A 25,075-nucleotide genomic window follows, 5' to 3' on the forward strand; every position below is an offset into this window, starting at 1 on the left:
CTAGGGATTTGCCTGTATCGTGCCCGGTCGGTGTAGGATTTCCGCAGCACCATTCGTCCTTTGGACGAAGCGCTGCAGTAAGCATGATCCCGAAAAGTGGGAACCGGTTTTCGGATAAGATCATGCTCAGTCTGAAATGTCAGTGCGTGGCCGCGTAGGAGAGTATCATGGCGCCCAGGGCAAGTTGGAAAGGTTACCTCAAGCTCAGCCTCGTCAGCTGTCCGGTCCGGCTCTATCCGGCAACGACGACCAGCGAGCGCATATCGTTCAACCAATTGCACAAGAAGACCCACAACCGCATCAACATGAAGCCGGTCGACCCTGAACTCGGCCTCGTCGAGCGCGCGGACCTGGTCAAGGGTTACGAATACGAGGACAAGCAGTACATCATCATCGATGAGGCCGACCTCGAAGCAGTGCGCATCGAATCCAATCACACGATGAACATCGAGGCCTTCGTCGACGAAGACGAGGTCGACGTCATTTATCAGGATGCGCCGTACTACATGGCGCCGGATGGCGCCATGGCGGAGGAAACCTTCGCCGTGCTGCGCGAGGCAATGCGCAAATCCGGCAAGCTGGCCATTGCCCGCCTTGTCCTGTCCAGCCGCGAGCGCGTGGTGACGATCGGCGCGCGCGAGAACGGCATGTTCGTGTGTACGTTGAGGAACCCGAACGAAGTGCGCGGCACGGCTGAATATTTCGGCAACATCCCGGCTGGCAAGCCGGATCCCGAAATGCTGCAATTGGCCGAAGCGCTGATCAAGCAGAAGGAAACCACCTTCGATCCGAAGAATTATGAGGACCGCTACGAGATCGCGCTGATGACGATGATCCGCGAGAAACTGAAGGGCCATAAGCCGATCATTGCGGCGGCGCCCGAGCGTGGCAATGTCATCAACCTGATGGACGCGTTGAAGGCGAGCCTGTCGCAATCAGCCAAGCCGCCGGCCAAGTCGAAGAGCAAGACCGGCGACGCTGAAAAACCTGCCGCCAAGGGTAAGGCGGGTGCGGCCAAGGAAAACCCGTTGAAGGCCAATCTGCTCAAGGCCGTCGGCAAGAGCAAGGGGTGACGGCGCCGACCGGTATAATCCCGGGCGCCGTCTTCGGCGCCATCGGCGCGCTGACGGCATTTCCGCTGCGGCTCGCGGCCCGTGAGGTGGAGCGTCAGCACGGCCAGCTGCGGCGCGGCGTTACCCGACGCACGACGCACGTCGTGTTCGGGCGCACGCTGCTTGCCAAGGCCGGCTTGGCGAAAGCCGGTGATGCCGAGATCGAACGCCGTGTCGCGGCCGAGCGAGCCGCCGGCCGCACGCTCCTTAGCGAAAATGGCTTCCTGCGCCTGCTCGGTCTGATGAAGGCGCCCGAGGCGTCTTCGCTGTCCAGGCAGTCGCTCATCGACCAGTCAAAACTGCCGGGCGCCGACCTCGACCTGCTCAGCCTGTTCGATGCGTTCGAGCATGATGGCGAACCCTACTCGTTCCGCGATCTGATCCTTGCCCGCAAATATGCCGGGCTGGTCGCCGGCGGCGCATCCTGGGGCGCCATCGCGCGCTCGGTCCACCGTTCCGGCCCGGTCGCCTCGCTCACCGCCAAATCGCTCAATGTCGGCTCGCAGCATGGCAGGCCCGATGCGATCTATCTCGAAGGCGGCCAGAGCGAACTCGACGGCCAGCTGCTGTTCGATCTCGGCAGCGCAAGCGCAGCCGGCGACGACACGCTGGAAGAATTGTTCGCCGAGGCTGAAAGCGCGGAAGAGGAGGGCCGGCACGACGATGCCGCGGCGCTCTACCAACGCTGCCTCAGCATCGATCCGAGCGACGCCATCGCCGCGTTCAACCGCGCCAATTGCTTGCGTGGCGCCGGTCGCGTGGCCAACTCGGCGCATGACTATGCAAGAGCGATCAAGCTCGATCCGGCGTTCGTCGAGGCCTGGTTCAACCTCGCCGGGCTGATGAGCGACGAAGGCAAGATCGCCTCGGCGCGCCGGCATCTGGTCAAGGCCATTGCGCTCGACAAGAGCTACGCCGATCCGGTGTTCAACCTTGCCCGGCTGGAGTTCGACGCCGGCAATCTGACCGAAGCCCGCCGCCACTGGGTCCGCTATCTCGAACTCGATGCTGACAGCGAATGGGCGCGCACTGCGCAAAAGGGGATACAGTTCGTCGATCTGCAATTGGCACGGACGGCGGGGTAGGGCGCAATGGCAGCGCTTGAGCGCCCCCCTCTGGCCTGCCGGCCATCTCCCCCTCAAGGGGGGAGATTGGATGTCGCCATCGCTTTCGCCAATCACTATCGTCGCGAGGTCCGTGAGGCGCTGAAACTGCCAATCTCCCCCCTTGAGGGGGAGATGTCCGGCAGGACAGAGGGGGGCGCGAAGGAACTCGGCCTTTACCGGCAGCGCACCCCATGACCGCCTTCCTCTTCGACGGTAACGAAACCGCCCCGGTCACCATCGTGTTGGCCCACGGCGCCGGCGCGTCGATGGATTCCCCCTCGATGACCGACACCGCCAAGGCGCTCGCCACAGCCGGCTTCCAGGTTGCGCGCTTCGAATTCCACTATATGGCGGCGCGACGCTATGGCCAGCGCAAGCCGCCGCCGCGCGCCGAGACGGTCAACCCGGAATACATCAAGGCCATCGCCGATCTGAGGGCGAGGGGCGTCGCTGGTCCGCTCATCATCGGCGGCAAGTCGATGGGCGGGCGCGTCGCCTCGATGGTCGCCGACGAGATGTTCGCCAAGGGCGAGATTTCGGGCCTCGTCTGCCTCGGCTATCCCTTTCATCCGCCGGCCAAGCCCGAGCAACTCAGGACAAAACATCTCGCCGACCTCAAGACGCCGACGCTGATCTTCCAGGGCACCCGCGACGAGTTCGGCACGAAAGAAGAGGTCGCGACCTACGGCCTCTCCAAAGCCATCGAGGTGATCTGGCTGGAGGATGGCGACCACGACCTGAAGCCGCGCAAGAGCGTGTCGGGGTTTTCGACCGCCGATCATTTGAAGACGCTGGCCGGGACGGTGAAGGCGTGGACAGGGCGGATCGTTTCCTGATCGCCAAATGAAAATCGCCACCTTCAATATCAACAACGTCAACAGCCGGCTGCAAAACCTGCTGGCGTGGCTGGCGGCAGCCAAGCCCGATGTCGTCTGCCTGCAGGAGCTGAAGGCGCGCGACCTGCAGTTTCCGCGCACGGCACTGGCCGACGCCGGCTATGGCGCGGTGTGGAAGGGCGAGCCGACCTGGAACGGCGTAGCCATACTGGCGCGAGGAGCCGAGCCGGTGCTGACCCGTGACGAACTGCCCGGCGATACCGCCGACAAGCAGAGCCGCTACATCGAGGCGGCGGTGTCGGGCGTCGTCATCGCCTGTCTCTACGCGCCCAACGGTAACCCGCAGCCGGGGCCGAAATTCCAGTACAAGCTGGCGTGGCACGCGCGGCTGGAGGCGCATGCCGCAGAACTGTTCGACACCGGCCTGCCGGTGGCGCTGGTCGGCGACTACAACATCGTGCCCGAGCCGCGCGACATCTACGCCACCCGCTCCTATGACGACAACGCGCTGGTGCAGCCAGAAAGCCGGGCGTCATTCCAGCGTCTGCTCGAGCAGGGCTGGACCGATGCGCTGCGCAAGAAGCATCCGAAGGAAACGCTCTACACATTCTGGGACTACCGCCGCAACCGCTGGCCGCGCGATGCCGGGCTGCGGCTCGACCACATCTTGCTGTCGAAGAAACTGGCGCGCCGCCTCACTGCTGCCGGCATCGACCGCGATGTCAGAGGTGAGGACGGCGCCAGCGACCACGCGCCGGTATGGGTCGAATTGAAGTGAATTTGGCTGCGTGATCGCGCCCACTTTCGTGGGCGCAGTTTTGCGCTATTTGTTTCGCTGCGGCGGCCGCATGATGAGCAAGGTGCGGCACCGGAGGGGAGTCCGATGGACAGGTTGGCCGAAAGGCTGTTTGCGCTTCCGCTGCTGGCGGCCGCTTTGGCTTGTCTGGTGCGGGCGTATCTGCTGCTCGGCGACAGAGATTTCAGCTGGAGCGGGATCGACCACATGCTGCACGGCCCAGCCACGCTGCGACCGGTGGTGTTCCTGACCGTCGGCGGGCTTTGCCTGCTTGGCGCCCTGTCGTTCTGGGCCGGACTGCTGCCGGGTCGGCGAAGCCAGCCTGCTGGAACGCCGCTTTTTGGCCGCGACGCCGAGATGGAATCCAAGGGTCGCCCAGGCTGGCGGCGCGCCTTCCTCATGTTGCCGGTGCTCGCCGTGTTGGCGCTGCTGGCCGACCACTTCCCTTGGGCGCGTGACGCCGGCCCGGGCGCTGAGGTCGTCGCCCCGAAGGAGCCCAAAGCCGAGCCGAAGGGCCAGGATATCGCCGGCGTCCCACCGGACCTGGCGACGCCGGCGGTTCCACCGAGTTCGCCGCCGCTCGCCACGCCTCCCGAGCCAACCCCGCCTGAGCAGGCTGCCAAACCGCCGGAACCGGCGCAGCCTACGCCTCCGGCTGCTCCCCCTCGGCCGCCACAAGTCGCAGTCGCTCCGGCGACACCGCCACCGGAGACTGCTCCACCGCCGGCTCCGGCGACACCGCCACCGCAAACCGTCGCGCCCTTGCCGCCGCCTCCGCCGGCGCTGCCGACCGAGCCCGACGGCCATCGCGACGCCGTCGTCTGGCTCGCCGTCTCGGCCGATGGCCGCGACGTCATGAGCGCCAGCACCGACCATATGATCAAGCTCTGGGACATCGCCGGCAAGCGGCTGATCCGCAACCTTGGTGAACACAAGGACATGGCGCGCACGGCGCTGTTCATGCCCGACGGCGCAACCGCGCTGACCGCCGGCGACGATGGCGAGATCGTGCTGCGAAAGCTTGCCGACGGCGCGGTGCTGCATGTCTTCTCGTCGGGCGCGAATGGCGGCGTGCGCAAGCTGGCGATCAGCCCGGAGGGCAAGCGCGCCGTCAGTGGCCACGACACCGGCAACGTCATCGTCTGGGATCTCGTCAACAAATCGGTGCTGCATGTGATGACCGGACATGACTGGCCGATCAGCACGGTCGCAATCTCGCCCGACGGCACGCGCGCGCTGAGCGGCTCCATCGACGGCACGCTGAAATTGTGGGACGTTGAAAGCGGCAAGCAATTGCGAAGCTGGCACGGCCACGAGCAAGGCACCTACGGCGCCGTCTTCACCGCCGACGGCCATCATGTCGTCACCGGCAGCGGCGACTACACGATCAAGCTCTGGGACCTCGACACGTTTAGGGAGTTGCACCGCTTCGAGGGCCACGAAGGCACCGTCTATACGCTGGCCCTGTCGGCCGACGGCGAGCGCCTGGCCTCCGGCTCGCTCGACGGCACGGCGCGGCTGTGGGATGTCGGCACTGGAGACCAGATCGCCATGTTCGACAGCCGCACCGGCCCGATCTACGCCGTTGCCTTCGCCGCCGACGGCACACTGCTCACCGGCGGCAACGACCGCACCATCAGGGATTGGCCGGCGGCTGGCGGCGATGGCGAAATCCTGTTCGCCGGCGCACCGCAGTAGCGACATCAAATACTTTGGATATTCCAGAACAGCCTGGCTTGCGCTATGGATTACTGGTGGCTGCAAATGGATTGGGGACGGTGAGCAACAACGACTGGGCGCCCAAAGTGGATACACCTGTCTACAGCCCGCCCAAGTCGCGTCGCCGAGGGGTCCTTACCGTCGTTCTGGTGTTGCTGGCGGCTTATGTGCTGCTCGGTCCTGGCCGAAATTATTATGTGCAGTGGTCGGCCATTAAGAAGATTCAAGCGGCTGTCCTGGCAAAGGATTATCGCGAGCAATTCCATCAGATCTCCGTGCTGGCCGACATGGGAAATGCTGACGCACAGTACAATCTGGGATTAATGTACTGGCGTGGCCAGGGTATTGCCCAAAATGACAGGCAGGCGACCTACTGGTGGGGCAAAGCAGCCGAGCAAGGAAATGCAGATGCGGCATCCTTGCTCGCCCAGGCCTATTCCCATGGCCGAGGTGTCGAAAGAAACGACCAGCTGGCGTTAAAATTTGCCACACAGTCGGCCGACAAGAGCAACGCGAATGGTTACTATGCCATCGGCACCCTGTACGCGCAGGGCCAAGGTGTTCCGCAAAGCTATGAGCAAGCTCTCTCCTGGTGGCGCAAGGCAGCCGATGGCGGCAGTACCGAAGCTGCCTACTGCATCGGTCGATCCTATTATCTCGGTGAAGGCGTCGAGAAGGACGATCAGCTCGCCGTGATGTGGGTGCGAAAGGCGGTCGACATGGGTGAGCCGAATGCCCAGTCTTTGTTGGGCACGCTGTATTCGCTTGGTCACGGCGTCGGTCAGGATGACCGCCTGGCCTTCGAATGGTGGATGAAAGCCGCGATCGCCGGTGTGCCGGAAGCGCAATACTCATTAGCAAATGCGTATGAATTGGGAAAAGGCATCGGCAAGGACGACGCCCAGTCGTTCGCCTGGTTGGTCAAGGCGGCGGAACAGGACAATGTCCGGGCGCAGTCTGCGCTGGCCTTTGCCTATGCTACGGGCAAGGGCATTGCCAAAAGTGATGCCGAAGCATCGTCCTGGTGGCTGAAGGCGGCGAGCCAGGGAGACGCCTATGCGCAGGCGAACCTCGGCCTTGCATATTGGACGGGCGCCGGACTGACTCAGAGCGACGCTGATGCCGTTTCGTGGTGGCTCAAGGCCGCAAAGCAGGGGGACGTTTCGTCTGAACTGTACCTGGCTGTTGCCTATGCCCGCGGCAGAGGGATAGCCAAGGATGAAAAATCCGCCTAATTCTGGTTGCTGGAGGCAGCCAAGGCGGGAAATGTCGAAGCAGAACTCAACCTTGGCAAGCTTTATTACACCGGGATCGGCGGCAAGCCGAACTATCCGGAATCTGCCAAGTGGTTTTCCACATCGGCAAGCCACGGAAACGCCGAGGCCAGGACCTTCCTCGAAATGATGAAGGAAAAAGGCCAGTTCGACAGCAAGACGCTGTGAGCTCAGGGTCAGGCAACGCCGATGACGTCGGTGAGGTCGTGTCATATAATGGACATCGGCAGCGGATACCAAAACTGTCTTTCATCAGTCAATTTCGGAGGCCACTTATGCCTGCCGGCCATCTCCCCACTTGGGGAGATCAGCAGCGTCGCCGTCACGCCTTCCGTTTGAGGCGTGACACTCGCATCGCACGATGCGAAGACTCATTTGCCGCTGCACCTCGAGAATCCCATGCCCAACCTCCACATCGTCGAAGCCTCGATTGCCGATCTGCGGCGCGCGTTGGAAGACGGTACCGTCACCAGCGTCGAGCTGGCCGGCGCGTATTTCAGGCGCATCGCGCACTACGACCGCCATGGCATCGCGCTCAATGCCGTGCCGGTGCTTAACCCGGCAATGTTCGAGGAGGCGGCGGCGTCCGACCTGCGGCGGCGCAATGGCGCCACCCTCGGGCCGCTCGACGGCATCCCCTACACCGCCAAGGACAGCTATAAGGTGAAGGGCCTGACGGTGGCCGCCGGCTCGCCCGCCTTCGAGCATCTCGTCGCCAATGAGGACGCCTTCACCATTGCCAGGCTGCGGGCCGGCGGCGCGGTGCTGATCGGGCTGACCAACATGCCGCCAATGGCGAATGGCGGCATGCAGCGCGGCGTCTATGGCCGCGCCGAAAGCCCCTACAATGCAGATTACCTGACCGCCGCCTTCGCTTCCGGCTCGTCCAACGGTTCCGGCACCGCGACCGCTGCGAGCTTTGCCGCTTTCGGGCTGGGCGAGGAGACATGGTCTTCCGGCCGCGCGCCGGCGTCCAACAATGCACTTGTCGCCTACACGCCGTCGCGCGGCGTCATTTCGGTCAGGGGCAACTGGCCGCTGGTGCCGACCATGGATGTGGTGGTGCCGCACACGCGCGGCATTGCCGACATGCTGGAGTTGCTGGATGTGATCGTCGCCGACGATGCGGAGACGCGCGGCGATTTCTGGCGTGTGCAGCCTTGGGTGTCGATCGCGAAGAGCGCTGCTCTCAGGCCGCCAAGCTACACTGCGCTCCAACTGCAAGGCTCATTACAAGGCAAACGCCTCGGCGTGCCGAAAATGTATATTGGCCGCGACGGCGGCGCGCCCAAACCCATCGAGACCCGCGCCTCGGTGCTCGACCTCTGGCGGCAGGCGGCGCGTGACCTGGAAAAGCTCGGCGCGGAGGTGGTCGAGGTCGATTTCCCCGTCGTCTCGAACTATGAGCGCGACCGTCCGGGCACAAAAACCATGGTCGAACGCGGGCTGGTGCCGGAAGCCTTTGCAGAGCGCGAAATCTGGGATCTCTGCATCTGGGGCTGGGACGATTTCCTGCGCGCAAATGCCGATCCGGCGATCCCCGATCTGGCTGCGGTCGACGGCCCAAAGATTTTCCCGCAGCCGCCGGGCGCGCTGCCGGACCGCTATGGCGACGACGATTTCGATCTGGCCGACTACGTCACGAGCGCCAAGCAGGGCGTGATGCCATTGCTGGATATCCCAACGCTGGCGGAAGGTCTGAAGGGATTGGAGGCGACGCGGCGCATCGACTTCGAGGACTGGCTGGACGAGCACAGGCTCGACGCCGTCGTGCTGCCGGCGGTCGCCGATGTCGGGCCGGCCAGCGCCGACGTCAACCAGACCTCTGCAGAAATCGCCTGGCGCAACGGCACCTGGGTCGCCAATGGCAATCTGGTGTGGCGTCATCTCGGCATTCCGACCGTCACCGTGCCTATGGGAACGATGGCCGATATCGGCATGCCGGTCGGGCTGACCTTTGCGGGCAAGGCCTATGATGATGCGGAGTTGCTGCGGCTCGCCGGCGATTACGAGCGCGCCACCCAACGCCGCACCAGCCCGCCGCGCACGCCGGAATTGCCGGACGATGCGTTTGCGGGGCGGCCTGGTGGATTGCGGGCCAGCGATGCGCCGGCGCCGAGGCTTACGCTTGTTGCCGAGACGACGCGGCGAGGAGACCAGGCCGAGATCGCCGTGACGGTTGAACTCGATGCGGAGACCGCTGGCGTCAAGGTTCACGTCAATGGCGAACCGGTCGCTCTGCGGCGCAGCGGCACAAGCTTTCACGGTCGCATCCTGGTGCCCGCCGGCGAGCACGAAAGAATGCACAGTGTGTGGCGAGGCGCTTACGGCTCGATCGTTACGGCCGTCATCCGGCTGGAGGATGGACGCACGGCTGGTGCTTACGTGGTCGCGGGTGGAATCGGGTGAGGTACATGTAATCTCCCCAAGGGGGAGATCAGCAGCTTCGCCGTCTTGACCCTCCCATCGCCCGCGTTATCTTCGCGCCATGCCAAACCTCGCTCCCCTCATCGTCATCGACCTCCAGACCAACATGTTCGACGGCCGCGTCGAGCCGCCGATCCACGATGCGCCTGGCATAGCCGAGCGTACCTGCTCGCTGATCGACTGGGCGCGGCGCGAGGGGCGCAAGGTTGCTTTCGTCAGGCATGACGGGCCGGCCGGCGATCCGCTGGCGCCCGGCGAGCCGGGTTGGCCGGTATGGCCGGAACTCGGCCAGGCCAAGGACGAGCCGACATTCTCCAAGACCGTCCGCAACGCCTTCTCGAATGCCGAGCTTGGCGCCTGGGTGGCCGGGCAAGGAGTCGGCGAAGTCGTGCTTGCCGGAGCGCAAACCGATTTCTGCATCGCCGGCACCGTTGAGGGCGCCCTGGCCGAAGGCTTCGGCGTCACTGTCGTTTCCGATGCGCACTCGACGCTGGACACTGAAGGCGAAACCGCGACCGAGATCATCGCCCGGTACAATGCGGACTTCACCGATGCCGGCGTCACGCTGGTGACGACGAAGGCGCTGACCGGCGACTGAAGCGCCGGCGCTTCGAAGAGTGGGAGACCGCCGTGCCAACCCTGAAATTGCCGGCCGAAGGCGGATGCCGCTGCGGACGTGTGCGGCTCAAGATTTCCGCAAAACCGCTTTTGACCATGGCTTGCCATTGCATCGGCTGCCAGCGCATGTCGGCCAGCGCCTATTCGCTGAGCGCCGCCATTCCCTCGGACGGGTTCGAGATCATGCAAGGCGAGCCGGTGATCGGCGGACTGCACGGCGCCTCGCGTCATTACTTCTGCCCACATTGCATGAGCTGGATGTTCACGCGCCCCGAAGGGCTCGACTGGTTCGTCAATCTGCGTCCGACCATGCTCGACGAGCCTGGCTGGTTCACGCCGTTCATCGAGACATGGACCAGCGAGAAACTCCCCTGGGCGACGACGCCCGCGGTGCACAGTTACGAGGCGCTGCCGGCCTTTGAGGCGTATGAGGGGCTGGTGGCGGAGTTCGGTGAAACTGCGAATCTCCCCCCTTGAGGGGGAGATGGCCGGCAGGCCAGAGGGGGTCGCATCGCGTGAAGCGCCAACCTCCATCTGCCGCAGGAGGCCGAGCCTAGTCGAACCGACCCCCTCTGTCGCCTTCGGCGACATCTCCCCCTCGAGGGGGGAGATAAGCCCCGCTAAAAATTTGGATCGAATTGATTGCGCAAACGTTTCGATCACCCTAAGCTCCCTTGAAATCCGCCATCAGAGCGGATGGGAAACGCATACTAGGGAGGAGCGCTTGCAGGCGCTGATATGTCTTGCCGACAATGGCTGAAGTGGCGCGGCGCGCCGGTGTGTCGGTGTCGACCGTCTCGCATGTCGTCAACAACACGCGCTTCGTTTCGCTGGAAAAGGCGAGGCTGATCAACGACGCCATTGCCGCCATGGGCTACCAGCCTAACGAGCTGGCGCGCTCGCTGAAGGCCTCGACCACCAACAGCGTCGGCCTGGCGATCTCGGCGATCTCCAACCCTTATTTCACCGACATCATCTGCGCGGTCGAGGCCGAATGCGCGCGGCTCGGGCTGATGGTCTTCCTGTCGGACACCCAGGAAGATCCCGACCGCGAGCTGCAGGTGGTGCGCGCTTTCCATCAGCGCCGCGTCGACGGCGTCATCCTGGCCCCGTCGGGCTCGCCGCAGCGCGCCATCGATTACCTCGCCGACAAGAAGATGCCATGCGTTCTGATCGACCGTTTCGCCGACCAGCGCTTCGACCAGATCGGCGTCGAGAACGAAACGTCGATGCGCGCGCTGATCGACCATGTCGCCTCCTTCGGCCACAAGCGCATCGGCTATATCGCCGGACAGCCCGGCCTGACGACGACGCGCGAGCGCATCGAGGCGTTCCAGGCTTCGCTCGCCGCCAATGGACTTGAAAGCGTGCCGCGCTATCTCTCGGCCGAGAATGTCGACACGGCGGCGGCGACCGCATCCACCCACGCCATCCTGTCGCTGCCGTCGCCACCAACCGCACTGGTCACCGGCAACAACATGACGACGATCGGAGCCGTCCGCGCCATCCGCGAAAAAGGCCTCACCATTCCGGGCGATCTGTCGCTGGCCGGCTTCGACGATTTCGAATGGGCCGATTGTTTCGAACCGCGCCTGACGCTGGTCGCGCAGCCCTGCACCGAGATAGGCAGGCAGGCCGCGGCCCTGCTCAGCGCCCGCATCGCGGCGACCGGTTCCGCGCCGCGTTCGGTGCGGCTGCAGGCGACGCTGCGGGCGCGCGCCTCCTGCGGGAGGCCGACCCACACGAGGCTAACATGACCGCGCCGCTGCTGGTGATGACCGGCGCCGTCAAACGCTTCGGCGGCGTGCAGGCGCTGCGCGGCGTCGACTTCGACCTCAAGGCGGGCGAGATCCACGCGCTGCTCGGCGAGAACGGCGCCGGCAAGTCGACCCTGATGAACCTGTTGTCGGGCGTCTACACGCCGGACGAAGGCACGATCGAGATCGACGGCAAACCCGTGCGTTTCAACAACCCGCGTGAGGCCCAAGCGGCCGGCATCGCCACCATCTTCCAGGAGCTCGACCTGGTGCCGTCGCTGGATGTCGCCGCCAATCTGTTCCTCGGCCGCGAACTGATGCGTCCGGGCGGCTTCCTCGACGTGCCGGCAATGCGCCGCGAGGCCAAGAAGCGGCTGGAAGCCATCGAGATCGCCATCGATCCGGCCGCCATGGTGGCGGACCTGTCGATCGGCCAGCGCCAGGTGGTGGCGATCGTCAAGGCGCTGTCCTACGCCTCGCGCGTGCTGATCATGGACGAGCCGACGGCCGCACTTACCGTCGGCGAAGTCGAGCGGCTGTTCGACATCATGAGAAAACTCGCAGCCACCGGCGTCGGCATCGTCTACATCTCGCACCGGCTGGAGGAAGTGCCAGGGATTGCCGACCGGGTGACGGTAATGCGCGACGGCCGTGTCGCCGGCATCACCGAGCCGCACGCGCCGCAGGCCGAGCTGGTCAGGCTGCTGGTCGGACGTCCGCTGGACGAACTCTATCCGCAACGCGCCAAGGCCGCGGGCAAGCCGCTGCTCAGCCTGAGGAACGCCAGCTTCAAGCTCGCCCGCGACAGCGCCGGCTGGCAGGCGCCGCAAGGCGTTTCGCTCGATGTCCATGAAGGCGAGATCGTCGGCCTGGCCGGCATTATGGGGGCAGGGCGCACCGAACTGTTGTCCGCGCTCTACGGCACCGGCCTGTCCGGCCGCTGGGAGGGCGAGGTCGCTGTCGGCGGCAAGCCGGTGAAACTGGATTCGATCAGCGCTGCCCGCCACGCCGGCATCGCCTTCGTCACCGACGACCGCCGGGGCTCGGGCCTGATGCTGCGCATGGCCGTCGGCCTCAATCTGGTGATGTCGGTCATATCCCGAATCTCGCCGAACTGGCTGGTCTCGCCGCGCCGCCAGGCCGAGGCGGTGAAGGAATCCTTCGGTCAGTTCGATATCCGGCCGAAGAACCCCGATATCGCCGTCGGCGCGCTCTCGGGCGGCAACCAGCAGAAGGTGGTGCTGGCCAAGGAAATCCTCGGCAATCCGCGCCTGTTGCTTCTCGACGAGCCGACGCGCGGCGTCGATGTCGGCGCCAAGGGCGAGATCTACCAGCGGCTCAGGGCACTCGCCGCGCAAGGGCTCGGCATTCTGGTGGCGTCCAGCGAGATGCCGGAGCTGATCGGTCTGTGCGACCGCGTCGTGGTGCTGCGCCAGGGGCGCAATGTGGCGGAATTCATGGGCGGCGTCGACGAGCACACGGTGCTGGCCGCGGCTAACGGCAGGGAGGCCTGATGTCCCAGGACAACAATCCAGTGGCAGCGAGCCCGGTGATGGCGGCGCCTCAAAAGCATCGCGACCCGCTGGCGCTCATCGTGCGCTTCCAGAGCCTGATCGGCCTGGTGCTGGTGGCGATCGGCGGCATCATCTTCTCGCCGCGCCGCCACGGCGAGATCCTGTTCCTCAACCCCGACAACATCGCCAACATCGTGCGCGCCGTGTCGGAGACCGGCATCATCGCCATCGGCATGACCTTCGTCATCATCACCGCCGGCATCGACCTGTCGGTCGGCGCGGTGCTTGGCCTGTCCAGCGTCGTCACCGCCTCGATGATGATCTCCGGCGGCTTCGGCCTGATCCCCACCATCCTCGCCGTGCTCGCTTTGGGCATCGTCTTCGGCGCCATCCAGGGCACCATCTCGACGCGTTTCAGGCTGGAGCCGTTCATCGTCACGCTGGCCGGCCTGCAGGCCGCGCGCGGCTTGGCGCTGGTCGTCTCCGGCAACCAGTACATCAACATTTCCTATGGCGAAGGGCCGGGCCTGGCGCCGCCGGTGTTCGCCGTGCTGGGCGAGCGGCTGTTCAACAACACCGTGCCCGTGGCGACGCTTGTGTTCGTCGTCTTTGCCGCGATCGCCACCATCGTGCTCAACACCACGCGCTTCGGCCGCTATGTCTTTGCCGTCGGCGGCAATGAGCGCGCCGCGCGCATATCCGGCGTGCCGGTGTCGATGGTGAAAATCTCGGTCTATGCCATCACCGGCTTTGCCGCCGCCCTTGCCGGCATTGTGCATGCCGGCCAGTTCAATTTCGGCAGCGCCAATGACGGCATGGGCTATGAGCTGACGGCCATCGCCGCCGTGGTCATCGGCGGCACCAGCCTGTTCGGCGGCGCCGGCTCGATGGTCGGCACCGTTGCCGGCACCATCATGCTTGGCGCGCTAGCCAACATCCTGCAGCTCAACAACATCACGCCCGCCATGCAGCTGCTCGCGACCGCCGCGATCATCGTTTTGGCGGCAGTGCTTCAATCCCTCGTTCGCCGCCGCGAGGGGTTGGGTCGTTAGTGCATGTCGCGCAAAAGTGACATCGGTTTTGCGATGACGACATGCACAAACAAACAAGGAGGAGACGGCAACACGTGAACGTCAAACCAAGGTCTGGCCCCCCGGCCGGACGAGGAGGAGAGTGAGTTATGAAAACGACACTAAGAGGATCGACCCTCAAGGCCGTGCTGCTGGCAGGCGCTGGCCTGTGCATTGCAGGCTCCGCTTACGCCGCCGAGCCGCTGGTGAAAGCCTGCGCCAAGGACGGCCAGTTCGTCGTCGGCTTTTCGCAGGCCAACAATGCCGAGCCCTACCGCCAGCACGTCAATGACGAGCTGGAGGCGGCCGCCAAGGAAGTGCCTGGCTTCACGCTGCAGATCGCCGACGGTGCCGGCAACGTCAACACGCAGACCTCGCAGGTCGACAATTTCATTACCCAGAAGGTCGACATCCTGCTGATCTCGCCCTTCGAGGCCGCACCGCTGACGCCGGCGGTGAAGCGCGCCATGGATGCCGGCATCCCGGTCATCGAGCTTGACCGCAAGACGGTCGGCGACCCCGGCAAGGACTACACCGCCTTCATCGGCGGCGACAATTTCAAGATCGCCGAGGAAGCCGGCAAGTACACCGCCAAGACGCTGCTGCCCGATGGCGGCGAGGCGGCGGTGCTGCAAGGCCTGCCGAGCTCGACGCCGGCTGTCGAACGCCTCAACGGCTTCAAGGAAGGCGTCAAGGGCAACCCGAAAGTCCAGATCGTCGCCGAGCAGGCCGCCGACTGGGTGCCGGACAAGGCGCAGGTCGCCTTCGCCGCCATGCTGCAGGCGCACCCCGACATCAAGGTGCTCTACGCCTCCAATGACATGATGGCCGCCGGCGCGCTGCTTGCCGCCAAGGGCGCGGGCAAGGACGTCAAGATCATCGGCACAGACGGCCTGCCAGGCCCGGCCGGCGGCATCGAAGCCGTCGCCAAGGGCGACTGGGTCGCAACCTTCACCTACCCGACAGGCGCCAAGGAAGCGATCGAGATGTCGAAAAAGATCCTGCTCGACTGCGCGACCGAGGTGGACAAGACGGTGACCGTGGAGACGACGGCGATCACGGCCGAGAATGCCAAGCAGCTGATGGGGAAGTGAGGGGGGCGACGCTCAGCACTGAGGTTGAAAGCAAGGCCCCGGGAGGGGCCTTGTTGCGTTGCGGCGAGCTACGGGTGAATGGCCGCTGCCGGCCTTCAGATCAATGCCATCGCTACCCGTAAGCGGACGTTGGTCTGCTTTAAACCGTAAGTTGCGGCTGCGCCGGGGATCGTGATGTTGCCGAATCCGCGCTCGTCGAGATTGCCGGCAGAACGTGATGCGTCGTTAATCACTCAATGTCTGCTGCGATGAACCAATCGTTGATCTCCCGCAATTCCGCACGCGCCTCTTCGAATTTACCCTGTGACCGCAATAGCTTTGCCAGACTATTGGTCGCCTGCAACTCCCAACTCCTAGCGCGCTGCTGCCGCGCAAAGGCAATAGCCTCGCGGAAAGAAGCCTCTGCCGCTCTGTCTCCGACTCCATTTGCAAGTTCGATCTCGCCGCGAATGCGAAGCAAGGCAGCTGTAAAGTAATGCTCGCCAATCTTTTCGGCCTCGCGCAGACCTTTCTCGACGGTCTCTGCCGCTATATCGAATTGTCCAGAGTTAATGAAAGCTTTGGCCAGTAAGCCTAAATAACACGATTTGTCGACTTCCTGATCTTCAAGGTCACTCTCGGTCAATGCCATCATATGGCTTCCCACCAGACTGTCATCGAGGCTTGATGCAGCCAAGCCACCAAAAAAGCGCGCCACCCGTGTCCAGAGGTTGAAACCGTTTTCCTGCGCTAATGGCAGAAGTTCATCCGCCAGCCGAGCGATATCCCTGCTCTCTTCGCGGAAGGCGAACAACACACACCCGTTTCCCAAGCAGGCGGCCAAGCGATAGGCGGATTGCTGCCGAACGGTCGCCTCCGCCTCGAGGTAGAGTTTCAGCGCTTGACGGCGATACCCCAGAATATGCAAGGTCCACGAAAGGTAGATCATGGCCATACTCGGAAAGTCGCTGCCGACCTCGTCTGCACTGCCCTTGTGGCTGAGAGCGCGCTCAAGATATTGCCGAGCCTCCGCCAACTCACCCTGACAGAACAGACTCATGCCCTTAAACTGCAGACCTATAACGAGCGCGTTTAGGTAGCCGCCCTCCTCGCCGACTCGAATTAATTCATCACTGGCCGCGAGGGCCTTACCAAACTGGCCCGAGTTGAAATGGGTACCGAAAAGCCCGTCGAGTGCCCTAATCGTCGCCTCCAGTTCGCCAAGCTTCCCGCTCAGCGCTATGGCCCGCTGATACGCGGCACTGCCTTCGCCCGTCACGTAGCCGAGCGCAGCGTACAGAACGTCGCCCAGTTCCAGTTCGAAGCGAAGCAACCTGCGGCTACGATCGTCGGAGTCAGGCAAGAGTTTCGCTGCTTCAAGCCCTTTCCTGAAGATACGCACTGCGTCAACTTTCGCCCAAGTCTTGGCGGCCTTCAGCCCTGCCTGCAGCCAGTAGTCAGCGGCGCGATCGAACAGACCGGCGTCGGCGAAATGCTCAGCGAGCACTTCGGGATAGGCAAAGCCCGCGTTGGGGTCGCGCAGCTCGATGCATTCGGCAATCGATTTGTGAATTTGTTGCGCACGTTCGTGCAGCATCGTGCCTCTAGCGGCCTGCTGTAGCAGCACGTGGGTGAACGAAAAGCCTGCTCCGGCCGTCCCTCGCTCGGCTACGATCAGCCCTGTGCGCATCAGCTCACCAACCGCAGCGCGCAACTCCGCTTCAGGCCAATCACAAATTTCGCGCAGCATGTCGAAATCGAATTCGCGGCCGATCGCCGCCGCGACCTGCGCGACTTCCTTGGCGGTCCCCAGCCTGTCGAGACGGGCAAGCAACGAGAACTGCAGAGAGTTTGGAATGTTGTTCGTGAGTGACAGACGCTTGGGCTGCGATACGTCTAGGCGCAACCCTGTTTCGACCACGCTTCGAGTAAGCTCTTCGATATAGAGCGGGACGCCTTCACCGCGATCGAGCACCGCTGCTACGTCAGCAGCGAGCGCGTTCGGACTAATGTCATGGACAATCGCTTCAGCGTCCGCTCGGCTGAGCGCTTCAAGCCTGATATGGTGCCCGTCAGGACCGTCGACCCATGGAACGCTTGCGTTGTTCCTGCTCGACACAAGCAAGAGGGCGGGTGTCGAAGCCAGGCTGGCGACGATTTTTTCGAGAAGGTCGCGCGAGGTCGCATCGGCCCATTGCTCATCCTCGAACAAGATCAGGATCGGGGTAGTTCGCGCCAAATAACTGACCAGATCGATGAATGCTTGCTCGGCAATGTTGCGCTGTCGTTCGGCACTTATCCCTTCAAGCCTGTCCGGCATTGTCGTCGGCATCCCGAGCAGGCCTGAGAAGATCGCCAGCGCGATGTCGCTGGACACCGAGCCTATCGACAATCCGTTGCGGAGCTTTCGAAGCTTTTCTTCCGTTGAGTCACCGTCCTCGATCGTTGCAATCCTCTGCAACTCTGCAAGGAATGGATAAAGGGTACTGTTCTCAAAGGTCGGAGAACATTGCATGGTCAGTTGCGGAAAGCTGCGCAGACGCTGCTGGATTTCGTTGAGCAACCGGGACTTGCCGATTCCCGACTCCCCCGAGACCAACACGGCATTGCCACGCCTGTCGCGCACGACAGTCTCCCAGTGCTCCATCAGCAGTCGCAATTCGGCGTTGCGGCCGCACAGCTTGGTCATACGCGCCCGCTTTGCAAAGCGGGTCGGCACCATGCGCGCCCTTTGCACCTGCCAAACCTGGACTGGCGCGGCGAATCCCTTCAGTTCATGTTTGCCGAACCCGGTGAAATCAACCGCACCGCTTGCGGCCTCGAAGGTCGCCGCGTCGACAAGGATCGTATTCGGCTTGGCCAGTACCTGCAGCCGTGCCGCTAGATGCGCGACGTGACCGAAGGCGACGGTGGATACACCGCTCGGTGCGCCGACGAACTCACCCACCACGACTTGGCCGCTCGCGATACCCATCCTCACTTGCAACGGATATCCCTGATTTGCGGAGATGGTGGCCACCGCATCAACGATCTCGAGCGCGGCCAGCACCGCGAACTCGCTGTCGTCCTCACCAGCTGTTGGATAGCCGAAATAGGCCTGAATAGCATCGCCGATGTAACTAGCCGTCACGCCCTTGCGGCGCCGGACGACGCTGCTGCAGGTCTGTAGAAAGCTCTCAATCAGGTGTTGGAAATCCTCGGGATCCAGGCGGTCGGCATATTCGGTTGACCCCACCATGTCGCAGAACAGGATGGTGAGATAACGCCGTTCCGCAACAGGTTTCGCCGGATTGCCGGGCAAAATGGGGCTAGCCAATGGAACCGGCGTGGTCACGCTCCGGGACCCTCCTTAGTGCGGCGACCATGTAGCACCCAGTCATGTTATCGCAAATCCCGGCGCTCACCAGTCGCTTTCGATCGCGTCAGGTGGTTCATTGAAGCTCGCCACACTGAACATCGGCGTAGATCAAATGGTCTGCCTCGCTAAATGCCGCTTGGCTCTGGTCGAAGCAGAACCGTTTGGGCACCAAACGAACTAAGGTGCGTCGGTTGCATTCACCGGGCAGATCGATCTGGAAGGTGCGCGGCGACATCGACGGCGCCGGATCGCTCCATTTCTTGTGACCAGCAAACGAAACGTTCTCGATCCACAAGCTGGAGCCGGCTGAACCGACTGGACCGGAGATAGCCTCGACGCTGATGCCCTTTGCCTGCTCGATGCTTGGATACTCGCCACTTTGCGGCGGATCCCCGTTTGCCGGAATCGTGCCCGCGCTGACTGCCACATTGATCCTGATATCGTCGCGCTCGGGAACACCACCGTAGCTGTTGCGAAAGGTCCAGCTTAAGCGAAGGACACGCGTCCTGACGTCCTCTCCGGGCGGTGGAGGCAAAACCCGAATCTCGGCATCGGCAAGCGAAGAGCCTTCATCCTGCGCTTCTGGCGCCGGGCAGCGCGTGTAGAGTGGGCGGTAGCCACACTCAGGACCGCCGGCTCCCCACAGACAGTCGCTCAGCTTGCGCCAGTCTTCCAAGCTCAATCGAGGCGTTCCTGAGGACAGGTCATTGCCGGACCCCGGCACCATCCAGGGATGGATGCCGCTGCTGCCGATCGCCCAGTCCGTGCGATGTGCTTCTATGCCGGCGTAGACGGTCTGTTCCTCGTGCAGCTCGAGCAATTGGACCCAGGTTGGCGATGTGACCGCCGGTTCGTACCCGACTGCGTCCGCGGCAAAACGGCGGCCGGTGATTTGTGTGGTAAGCGTGTGGCAGCTTGTGCAGTTTCCGGTCGGATCTTCGACCGTCCTGGCTTGGCTAAGTTCATTGGGATAGGTGCCGGTGTAACCGGAGCCGACCACGCGGAACGGCGCGCCCGGCAACCGCGGTCGGCGCGGTAGAAAATCTCCCAGGCTGAAGGCGGTCGATTTGGAATCGCGGGCTGAACGGAAACCGACCCTGCTCTGTTCAATGTGCGGATCTATCACATAGGGGCTTTTGTTGTCATGGCATGCATGGCACGAGATCTGGAACGTCGGGTCATATATTTTCTCCGCCGCAACCCTTCCGATGTCATCGGAATAGTTGCGCCCGCCTGGCGGAACGAAGGGCTTTGACCAATCGAACTCGCTCCGGTCCTTGCGGCCGTCGAAGAAGATGATTTCTCCGGATTTCCGATTGAACCCGATGGTGCCGAAGACGGAAAATCTCGGATCCGACCGTGTCCAGTAGGGATCGGTGCTGACCTCGTGGCTGATATTGGACTTTCTGCAGAGGAACAGCCATTCCACGTTGCCGCGCACGACCCTTACTGCACGTGAGTTCAGCCCACAGTAGGTTGAGCTGCCAGTTAGCGAAGGCTTGTCGCATCTGGGCAATGTCGCCGTCCATTTCACCACCTCTCCGTTCTCATTGCTGTGCTCGAACTCCAGCGGAGAGCCCGGTTTTGTCGGATTGGGCTTGAGGTCGACGACATTGCCATCAACTTCCAGTGGGATGACCTTCATCTGTGGGCTGCCGCAATCGCCCTCTGGAATAGGACCGAACACCGCCCGCGCTTCATCGCCAGACCTCGTTATGACGTCGGTGCTCTTTGAGGCTGGCGCCCAAAAGATGTCAGGGTTCCATCGCGTAACGGCTTCGGCGAACGCCTTCCCATCGAGTTCAGCGGGAGCGAAAGCGACGCTGCGAGGGCGCAGCGGCTCGAAAGCGGAACTGCCTGGCAATGGTGACGCCGCGCAGTTGCCCGCCTTGCTGCAAATCATGTCGGCCTGATTGGAGCCTTGCCTCTCGCCGGCTCGCGGCGTCGACACGAAAGCTTCATGTCCGATCGTCCCGGACAACAGGAGAAACGCAACGCCGAGGACAGCAGCGATCAGCGCAACAGCACGCATCTCAGCCCACTGGAGCGTGCCAGTGAACCCATGGCCGATCTCTGGGCGTCATCGCTTCTTCGCTGCGACAGAGCCAGCGTCATAGTCAGCGTGGACAGTAAGCGATTGAAATCGCCACATGCCGTCATCGCCCTTTACAACAGACGCGCGGGCATCCGCCGAATAGTCAACACTCGGTGCCGAAGAGTGGGAGTCCTGCATTGTCACAAGGACTATCGATTTGGTGTTCACCGTCTTGTCGTCAACCACGTCGAACAAGGTGTTGGTCACGAGATGCCGGGTCTGGAGTTTATCGGTTTCCAGTTTCTTAACTATTATTTTCATTTGCACGAGAAGATCATGTGCCGACTCTGGGCCAAGGTCGAGTGTCAGCTCGAGGACACTGCTGCCTGCATCGCAAATCTCATAGTAAGACGATTTAGGTTCCGCAAAGAGGGTGGCGAACGCGGCTGCATTTTTTTCGTCGATCGTCCAGGCGTAGCGGGACAAAAGATCTTGGATTGCCTGACGGTCTTCGGCCGGAGGATTATTATTGACGTTCCAGCCATGAGTAGCCTCTGTTCCACATGAATCAGCCAAAGCAGTGCCGCTGAAAGCAAAACAGAACCCATACGCCAGGGCAAAATACCTCAAAATCGCGCAGACTGTTATTAAGCCTTTCCAACGCTCGCTCATAATGGCCCCCTCGGATGGAGCTTGATGGGAAAGTAGCGGTTCATCTTATACCACGCCAAAAAAGGCGCCAGTGAAAATCGATGTCATTGGAGGCCGGGGATGTCGTATTCCTGAATTTGTGAATTTGTGGTAAGTTGTACTCCCCTGTCTGCAGCAATTTTATTCCTGATTGCCGGATCAGCTGTGGGTAATCTGGCATGTGTTAGCAAAATAAAAGCTCACGTAGTCGAAACAATAGATTCTAATCGTGGTTACACAGGAGCAAAAAATGCCGAACATTGTTCGAAATATGGTGTTTCTAATTTCATCCTTTTTTAGTATAGTTCCTTTGGCGTTTGCGCAGCAGAATCAGGAAATTGAGATAGTTCTGCAATCGCGCCTGACTTCTTTTGGAAACGATACCCCACTAATTATTGACTTTACTCTCACGAACCGGTCACGCAGCCCGATCAGACTGCTCAGGTGGACCACGCCGATCGACGGCGTCTCGGGCGAAATTTTTTCAGTAGCGAGAGGGTCGCAGCCAATTCAGTATATTGGCCCTTTGGTGAAGCGAGCAGAACCGACCGAGGCTGACTTTATCAATATCGAACCCGGACAATCGATTTCGGTGCCCGTCGATCTGTCATTGTACTACGCCATCTATGAAGCAGGGATCTATGCGGTTACCTATGATACAGAGAGAGTGGGTCTGCTGGTTGGCCCTCAAGGTGCCCTGAGACGCGCCCAGGTTCTGAGCAACGCCGTCACGTTCAGGCTTCTATCCGGTCGAATTCCTCCGGAACGGATACCGCTCTCGGCACCCAAATTCGACCAGTGTGACAGCTCTCAACAGGACGATATTGGCGCTGCGCTGGCGGAAGCAAACAACATAGCCTCGGCTGCCCTGCAGGTTTTGCAGGGCACGCCTTCTGCCCAGCAACCGAATTCCCAACGATATCTGACATGGTTTGGGGCGCATACCGTAGGACTGTACGCGAAGGCCACTGGAAATTTCTCGAAGATTGCGGATGCTCTTGCAAACAAAGCAATATCGTTTGGATGTCACGGCAGCGTCTGCGGACCGGGAGTTTATGCGTATGTGTTCCGTGGTCAACCTTATAATATCTTTGTTTGTCAAAAGTTCTGGTCAGCCGCTCTGAAAGGAACGGATTCAAGATCTGGAACGATTGTACACGAAATTAGTCACTTTGAGGTCGTCGTCTTCACAGACGACTATTCCTCTGGTGGTCAAAATACCGCCAAGCTACTCGCGGTTGAAAACCCCCCGCAAGCCACAGAAAATGCCGATAGTCATGAATACTTTGCGGAGAACAACCCGGATCTTCCGATGTGAGGGACACCCAGGCAACTGATCCAGCGTGGATACGGGTGCCGTATTGCCATCAGAAACGAGAAAAGATCACCGAGGGCCGGACACATTGCGATCGCATGGTGAATGTCCGCTATCGCTCCCGCACACCGAAAGCGGTCCGGTCGCTCTCGGCCAAAATGCGACTTTCAACTTTCGTCTCGTCCTGTCAGGATTTGGCAAGCCGCCCGCCGGCTGGCTCCGAAATGTAGGATCGAAGTCCTGGCGCGCATGCTAATGCGGACAACACGAACTGGACCGGTTTGGCAGTGATCCACTGCGCGCGCCAAACCCTGGCCGATTCACGGCGCAGCCGTAAACCCGCACTGCTTCTGTTCCATCTCGATCTGCTTCGTGATGCGGATGGCGTTCTGGGCGTAGGCTTCCGTTACCGAGCCGCTGTTGACGGTCTTGTCCTTCAGCGGGCTGACCGCTGCGCAGAGGTGGAAGACATGCTCGGTGTCGGACTTGGCGGCGCCGTTTTCCGGCGCGATCCAGTAGACGACATCCTGGCCATTGGGGTGCGCCGCGTCCTTCGTCGCCGCGGCCACCGTGGTGGAGTCGGTGGCGATCGCCTGCGCCTGGGCGGCGACTTCGGGCGAACAGGCCGTGGTCGGCTGCCCCGCCTTGATCTGTTCCGCGCAGGTGTTCATGTCCTGCGTGTACTGCTCGACCGATGGCGGCTGGTAGCTGACCCCGATCAGCGTCGCCAGCACGGCCAGCACGGCGCCGATACCGCCGGCCACCTTCTTGCTCTTCGGGTCCATGTTCTTGTCGTTGAGGATCAAGAGAACCAGCGGCAGGAAGGCAATCAGGGTGATGATCGCGCCGAGCTGGTTCTGGACAAAGAACCGGAACGTGTCGGATTCGCGGGCCGGGTCCTTCCGGTTGGCCGCCTTCCAGAGCAGGCTGCCGGCGATGGCGAATATCGCGATCCCGACCAGGATGCCGATCAGCAGCGGCAGGTTTCCCTGGTCGAACTTGTGCTTGTAGAGCAGTACGATCCCGGCGATCTCGCCGCCAATGGCGATGACCCACGACAGCACGGCGAACAGGCGCAGCCGCGTGGCCCCGGACTTCTGGCCCTGCGTTGCCTGCCAGTCCTTGGTAACGTCTACGGTCGGCTTGTTGTCGGTCATGACCAGATCCCCCGGTATCGACACTTTTGCGGGGCGTCAAAGGCGCCCGGCGCAGCGTCATTGATCGAACGTCGCCTGCCTCGGCGCGAAAGCGCCACGGCAGACCCCATCCTTATTGCGCATGATGGGATTCGTCCATAGCCGAGGCGGGCGGACGCCGGAGGGCAGGGCAATCGCATAAGGCGGCGCATCCTACGCGATTGCCCGGGAAGAGGGAGTCACCCCTTGAGCCGCTCCAGCGCAGCCACGATCAGATCGCAAAACTTCGCATGGTCGAGCTTCACCGCCACGCTGTGACGGAAGTCGGTCTGCTCGCTCGCCGTGCCGCCGAAATGGTGCATGCCGCCCATTTTCTCGAAATTGCAGACCGTCATGCCCCTGGGTCCAGCGTCCCGCAAGCTCGACGCGGATATCGGCCTTTTGGACGCGGGCAGTCTGGCGCGGCTTCCTTAGCGACTCTCCCGTTCCCTGAATTGATTTGTATACAAATGTTTCTGGCCGGCATCGGTTTGTGAAGCGCTTCACCGTTGCCGCGCAATCGATCGGTTACAGAGGCCGTGCAAGAGCGGGCCTAAGGCAGCGCTCTGCTGCTGCATGGAGGTAACCGATGTTTGAAAGTCTCAGCAGAATTCGCGCTGCCCTGGCGTGCGCCAGCAAGCACAGGAAGACCGTGCGCGCACTGAATGCGCTGCCGACGGAGATCCAGAAGGACATTGGCTGGACGGAGTCGAGGTCGATCGATGAGATAAGGCTGCCGTTCTAGGGCCGCATCCAGCGTCGCTAATATATCGCTCGCCATCGATTGTTCGGAAGCGTACAGTGCAGCATCGTCGGCCACATCAATGGGCGCTGACGCTTGGGAGCGACCATCGCACTCCTGCCCCGACAGGAGGCATTGGAGCCATGGCGGAGCAACCGAGACAGTCCGGTCTGAGCGCCGAGGCGCTCGCGGCCTTGGCGCGGGAAACCGGGGCCTCCGAGCAGCAGATACAAGAGATCGCATCGCTGATCGGCAACGATCGCTCGTCCATCGTGCGCGAAGCGCGCATGGTTGCGGCTGACCGCCCGAAGCGCTGATCCAGGAAAAGCTGCTGGATTGATCCATGGGGCGTCGCCCCTGATTTGTCGGTTTTGTACGAAGTACAATGGCTGAATCCGAGTCAGCTATCGTCCAATGACCGTTTGCATTTGGGCAGGGCGCCGACGGATGACATGTGC

23 protein-coding genes are annotated in these 25,075 nt (G+C 62.2%); 17 read left to right on the plus strand and 6 right to left on the minus strand.

Annotation, left to right across the window (positions count from 1 at the left end):
• Window positions 1–167 precede the first annotated feature (167 nt).
• The 14 genes from ku to AC3EML_RS15660 all read left to right on the plus strand — a co-directional run bounded on the left by ku (window position 168) and on the right by AC3EML_RS15660 (window position 15,323).
• Entirely contained in the window at window positions 168–1,073 is a 906-nt protein-coding gene (ku, locus tag AC3EML_RS15595) for a non-homologous end joining protein Ku (protein ID WP_352521013.1), read from the plus strand.
• Window positions 1,070–2,197, plus strand: coding sequence for a tetratricopeptide repeat protein (locus AC3EML_RS15600; RefSeq protein WP_488505249.1), 1,128 nt, complete (start codon window positions 1,070–1,072; stop codon window positions 2,195–2,197). Before ku ends, AC3EML_RS15600 begins: the two co-directional genes overlap by 4 nt.
• Before the next feature lie 212 nt (window positions 2,198–2,409).
• The gene (locus AC3EML_RS15605) at window positions 2,410–3,054 is read left to right on the plus strand and encodes an alpha/beta hydrolase family protein (protein WP_352521011.1); all 645 of its coding nucleotides are present in this window, start codon (window positions 2,410–2,412) and stop codon (window positions 3,052–3,054) included.
• A 7-nt stretch (window positions 3,055–3,061) separates the two neighbouring features.
• The gene (locus tag AC3EML_RS15610; RefSeq protein WP_023727066.1) at window positions 3,062–3,832 is read left to right on the plus strand and encodes an exodeoxyribonuclease III; all 771 of its coding nucleotides are present in this window, start codon (window positions 3,062–3,064) and stop codon (window positions 3,830–3,832) included.
• Window positions 3,833–3,937: 105 nt separating this feature from the next.
• Window positions 3,938–5,548: a WD40 repeat domain-containing protein gene (locus AC3EML_RS15615; RefSeq protein ID WP_352521010.1), complete on the plus strand. Its 1,611-nt coding sequence runs from the start codon at window positions 3,938–3,940 to the stop codon at window positions 5,546–5,548.
• Window positions 5,549–5,628: 80 nt separating this feature from the next.
• Window positions 5,629–6,804: a tetratricopeptide repeat protein gene (locus tag AC3EML_RS15620; protein WP_352521009.1), complete on the plus strand. Its 1,176-nt coding sequence runs from the start codon at window positions 5,629–5,631 to the stop codon at window positions 6,802–6,804.
• Window positions 6,805–6,810: 6 nt separating this feature from the next.
• Window positions 6,811–7,011: a tetratricopeptide repeat protein gene (locus AC3EML_RS15625; RefSeq protein WP_352521008.1), complete on the plus strand. Its 201-nt coding sequence runs from the start codon at window positions 6,811–6,813 to the stop codon at window positions 7,009–7,011.
• 231 nt (window positions 7,012–7,242) lie between these two features.
• Window positions 7,243–9,252, plus strand: coding sequence for an amidase (locus AC3EML_RS15630; protein WP_352521007.1), 2,010 nt, complete (start codon window positions 7,243–7,245; stop codon window positions 9,250–9,252).
• Window positions 9,253–9,331: 79 nt separating this feature from the next.
• Window positions 9,332–9,868 carry a cysteine hydrolase family protein gene (locus AC3EML_RS15635; protein ID WP_023747809.1) on the plus strand — a complete coding sequence of 179 codons (537 nt, stop codon included), beginning with the start codon at window positions 9,332–9,334 and terminating at the stop codon, window positions 9,866–9,868.
• Between the two features lie 32 nt (window positions 9,869–9,900).
• A complete protein-coding gene (locus AC3EML_RS15640) occupies window positions 9,901–10,365 on the plus strand; it encodes a GFA family protein (RefSeq protein WP_352497247.1) in 465 nt (154 codons plus the stop codon).
• Window positions 10,366–10,631: 266 nt separating this feature from the next.
• A complete protein-coding gene (locus AC3EML_RS15645; protein WP_352515053.1) occupies window positions 10,632–11,645 on the plus strand; it encodes a LacI family DNA-binding transcriptional regulator in 1,014 nt (337 codons plus the stop codon).
• A complete protein-coding gene (locus tag AC3EML_RS15650; protein ID WP_352521006.1) occupies window positions 11,642–13,159 on the plus strand; it encodes a sugar ABC transporter ATP-binding protein in 1,518 nt (505 codons plus the stop codon). Before AC3EML_RS15645 ends, AC3EML_RS15650 begins: the two co-directional genes overlap by 4 nt.
• Window positions 13,159–14,211, plus strand: a complete 1,053-nt coding sequence (locus tag AC3EML_RS15655; protein ID WP_023705098.1) for an ABC transporter permease — start codon at window positions 13,159–13,161, stop codon at window positions 14,209–14,211. Before AC3EML_RS15650 ends, AC3EML_RS15655 begins: the two co-directional genes overlap by 1 nt.
• A gap of 128 nt (window positions 14,212–14,339) precedes the next feature.
• Window positions 14,340–15,323: a substrate-binding domain-containing protein gene (locus tag AC3EML_RS15660; protein ID WP_352521005.1), complete on the plus strand. Its 984-nt coding sequence runs from the start codon at window positions 14,340–14,342 to the stop codon at window positions 15,321–15,323.
• 95 nt (window positions 15,324–15,418) lie between these two features.
• On the opposite strand, the gene AC3EML_RS15665 is transcribed toward AC3EML_RS15660, so the two are convergent.
• The 4 genes from AC3EML_RS15665 to AC3EML_RS15680 all read right to left on the minus strand — a co-directional run bounded on the left by AC3EML_RS15665 (window position 15,419) and on the right by AC3EML_RS15680 (window position 21,367).
• Complete coding sequence (locus tag AC3EML_RS15665; RefSeq protein ID WP_155921578.1) at window positions 15,419–15,556, minus strand: hypothetical protein; 138 nt, start codon at window positions 15,554–15,556, stop codon at window positions 15,419–15,421.
• Window positions 15,553–18,636, minus strand: coding sequence for an ATP-binding protein (locus tag AC3EML_RS15670; protein ID WP_488505251.1), 3,084 nt, complete (start codon window positions 18,634–18,636; stop codon window positions 15,553–15,555). Before AC3EML_RS15670 ends, AC3EML_RS15665 begins: the two co-directional genes overlap by 4 nt.
• A 97-nt stretch (window positions 18,637–18,733) precedes the next feature.
• Window positions 18,734–20,692, minus strand: coding sequence for a hypothetical protein (locus AC3EML_RS15675; protein WP_023734000.1), 1,959 nt, complete (start codon window positions 20,690–20,692; stop codon window positions 18,734–18,736).
• A 48-nt stretch (window positions 20,693–20,740) separates the two neighbouring features.
• The gene (locus AC3EML_RS15680; RefSeq protein ID WP_352521004.1) at window positions 20,741–21,367 is read right to left on the minus strand and encodes a nuclear transport factor 2 family protein; all 627 of its coding nucleotides are present in this window, start codon (window positions 21,365–21,367) and stop codon (window positions 20,741–20,743) included.
• Between the two features lie 268 nt (window positions 21,368–21,635).
• On the opposite strand from AC3EML_RS15680, the gene AC3EML_RS15685 reads away from it, so the two are divergent.
• Complete coding sequence (locus tag AC3EML_RS15685) at window positions 21,636–22,703, plus strand: M35 family metallo-endopeptidase (RefSeq protein ID WP_352521003.1); 1,068 nt, start codon at window positions 21,636–21,638, stop codon at window positions 22,701–22,703.
• Window positions 22,704–23,020: 317 nt separating this feature from the next.
• Here AC3EML_RS15685 and AC3EML_RS15690 read toward each other — a convergent pair whose 3' ends face one another.
• Together AC3EML_RS15690 and AC3EML_RS15695 are read right to left on the minus strand one after the other, a co-directional pair.
• Complete coding sequence (locus AC3EML_RS15690) at window positions 23,021–23,857, minus strand: SLC5/6 family protein (RefSeq protein WP_023693768.1); 837 nt, start codon at window positions 23,855–23,857, stop codon at window positions 23,021–23,023.
• A gap of 218 nt (window positions 23,858–24,075) precedes the next feature.
• Window positions 24,076–24,231, minus strand: a complete 156-nt coding sequence (locus AC3EML_RS15695; protein ID WP_352515061.1) for a hypothetical protein — start codon at window positions 24,229–24,231, stop codon at window positions 24,076–24,078.
• Window positions 24,232–24,464: 233 nt separating this feature from the next.
• Here AC3EML_RS15695 and AC3EML_RS15700 point away from each other — a divergent pair, with 233 nt between their 5' ends.
• A complete protein-coding gene (locus AC3EML_RS15700) occupies window positions 24,465–24,620 on the plus strand; it encodes a DUF1127 domain-containing protein (RefSeq protein ID WP_352515062.1) in 156 nt (51 codons plus the stop codon).
• A gap of 140 nt (window positions 24,621–24,760) precedes the next feature.
• Window positions 24,761–24,934: a hypothetical protein gene (locus tag AC3EML_RS15705; protein ID WP_023689840.1), complete on the plus strand. Its 174-nt coding sequence runs from the start codon at window positions 24,761–24,763 to the stop codon at window positions 24,932–24,934.
• Window positions 24,935–25,075: the final 141 nt, after the last annotated feature.

The organism is Mesorhizobium sp. P170090 (assembly GCF_057786115.1).

Bases quoted from the DNA above. Each gene is read 5' to 3' on its own strand.
- AC3EML_RS15675 (WP_023734000.1), bottom strand. From the start codon at position 20,692: ATGCGTGCTGTTGCGCTGATCGCTGCTGTCCTCGGCGTTGCGTTTCTC.
- AC3EML_RS15655 (WP_023705098.1), top strand. From the start codon at position 13,159: ATGTCCCAGGACAACAATCCAGTGGCAGCGAGCCCGGTGATGGCGGCG.
- AC3EML_RS15610 (WP_023727066.1), top strand. From the start codon at position 3,062: ATGAAAATCGCCACCTTCAATATCAACAACGTCAACAGCCGGCTGCAA.
- AC3EML_RS15705 (WP_023689840.1), top strand. From the start codon at position 24,761: ATGGCGGAGCAACCGAGACAGTCCGGTCTGAGCGCCGAGGCGCTCGCG.
- AC3EML_RS15605 (WP_352521011.1), top strand. From the start codon at position 2,410: ATGACCGCCTTCCTCTTCGACGGTAACGAAACCGCCCCGGTCACCATC.
- AC3EML_RS15630 (WP_352521007.1), top strand. From the start codon at position 7,243: ATGCCCAACCTCCACATCGTCGAAGCCTCGATTGCCGATCTGCGGCGC.
- AC3EML_RS15700 (WP_352515062.1), top strand. From the start codon at position 24,465: ATGTTTGAAAGTCTCAGCAGAATTCGCGCTGCCCTGGCGTGCGCCAGC.
- AC3EML_RS15650 (WP_352521006.1), top strand. From the start codon at position 11,642: ATGACCGCGCCGCTGCTGGTGATGACCGGCGCCGTCAAACGCTTCGGC.
- ku (WP_352521013.1), top strand. From the start codon at position 168: ATGGCGCCCAGGGCAAGTTGGAAAGGTTACCTCAAGCTCAGCCTCGTC.
- AC3EML_RS15635 (WP_023747809.1), top strand. From the start codon at position 9,332: ATGCCAAACCTCGCTCCCCTCATCGTCATCGACCTCCAGACCAACATG.
- AC3EML_RS15685 (WP_352521003.1), top strand. From the start codon at position 21,636: ATGCCGAACATTGTTCGAAATATGGTGTTTCTAATTTCATCCTTTTTT.
- AC3EML_RS15695 (WP_352515061.1), bottom strand. From the start codon at position 24,231: ATGACGGTCTGCAATTTCGAGAAAATGGGCGGCATGCACCATTTCGGC.
- AC3EML_RS15680 (WP_352521004.1), bottom strand. From the start codon at position 21,367: ATGAGCGAGCGTTGGAAAGGCTTAATAACAGTCTGCGCGATTTTGAGG.
- AC3EML_RS15615 (WP_352521010.1), top strand. From the start codon at position 3,938: ATGGACAGGTTGGCCGAAAGGCTGTTTGCGCTTCCGCTGCTGGCGGCC.
- AC3EML_RS15690 (WP_023693768.1), bottom strand. From the start codon at position 23,857: ATGACCGACAACAAGCCGACCGTAGACGTTACCAAGGACTGGCAGGCA.
- AC3EML_RS15660 (WP_352521005.1), top strand. From the start codon at position 14,340: ATGAAAACGACACTAAGAGGATCGACCCTCAAGGCCGTGCTGCTGGCA.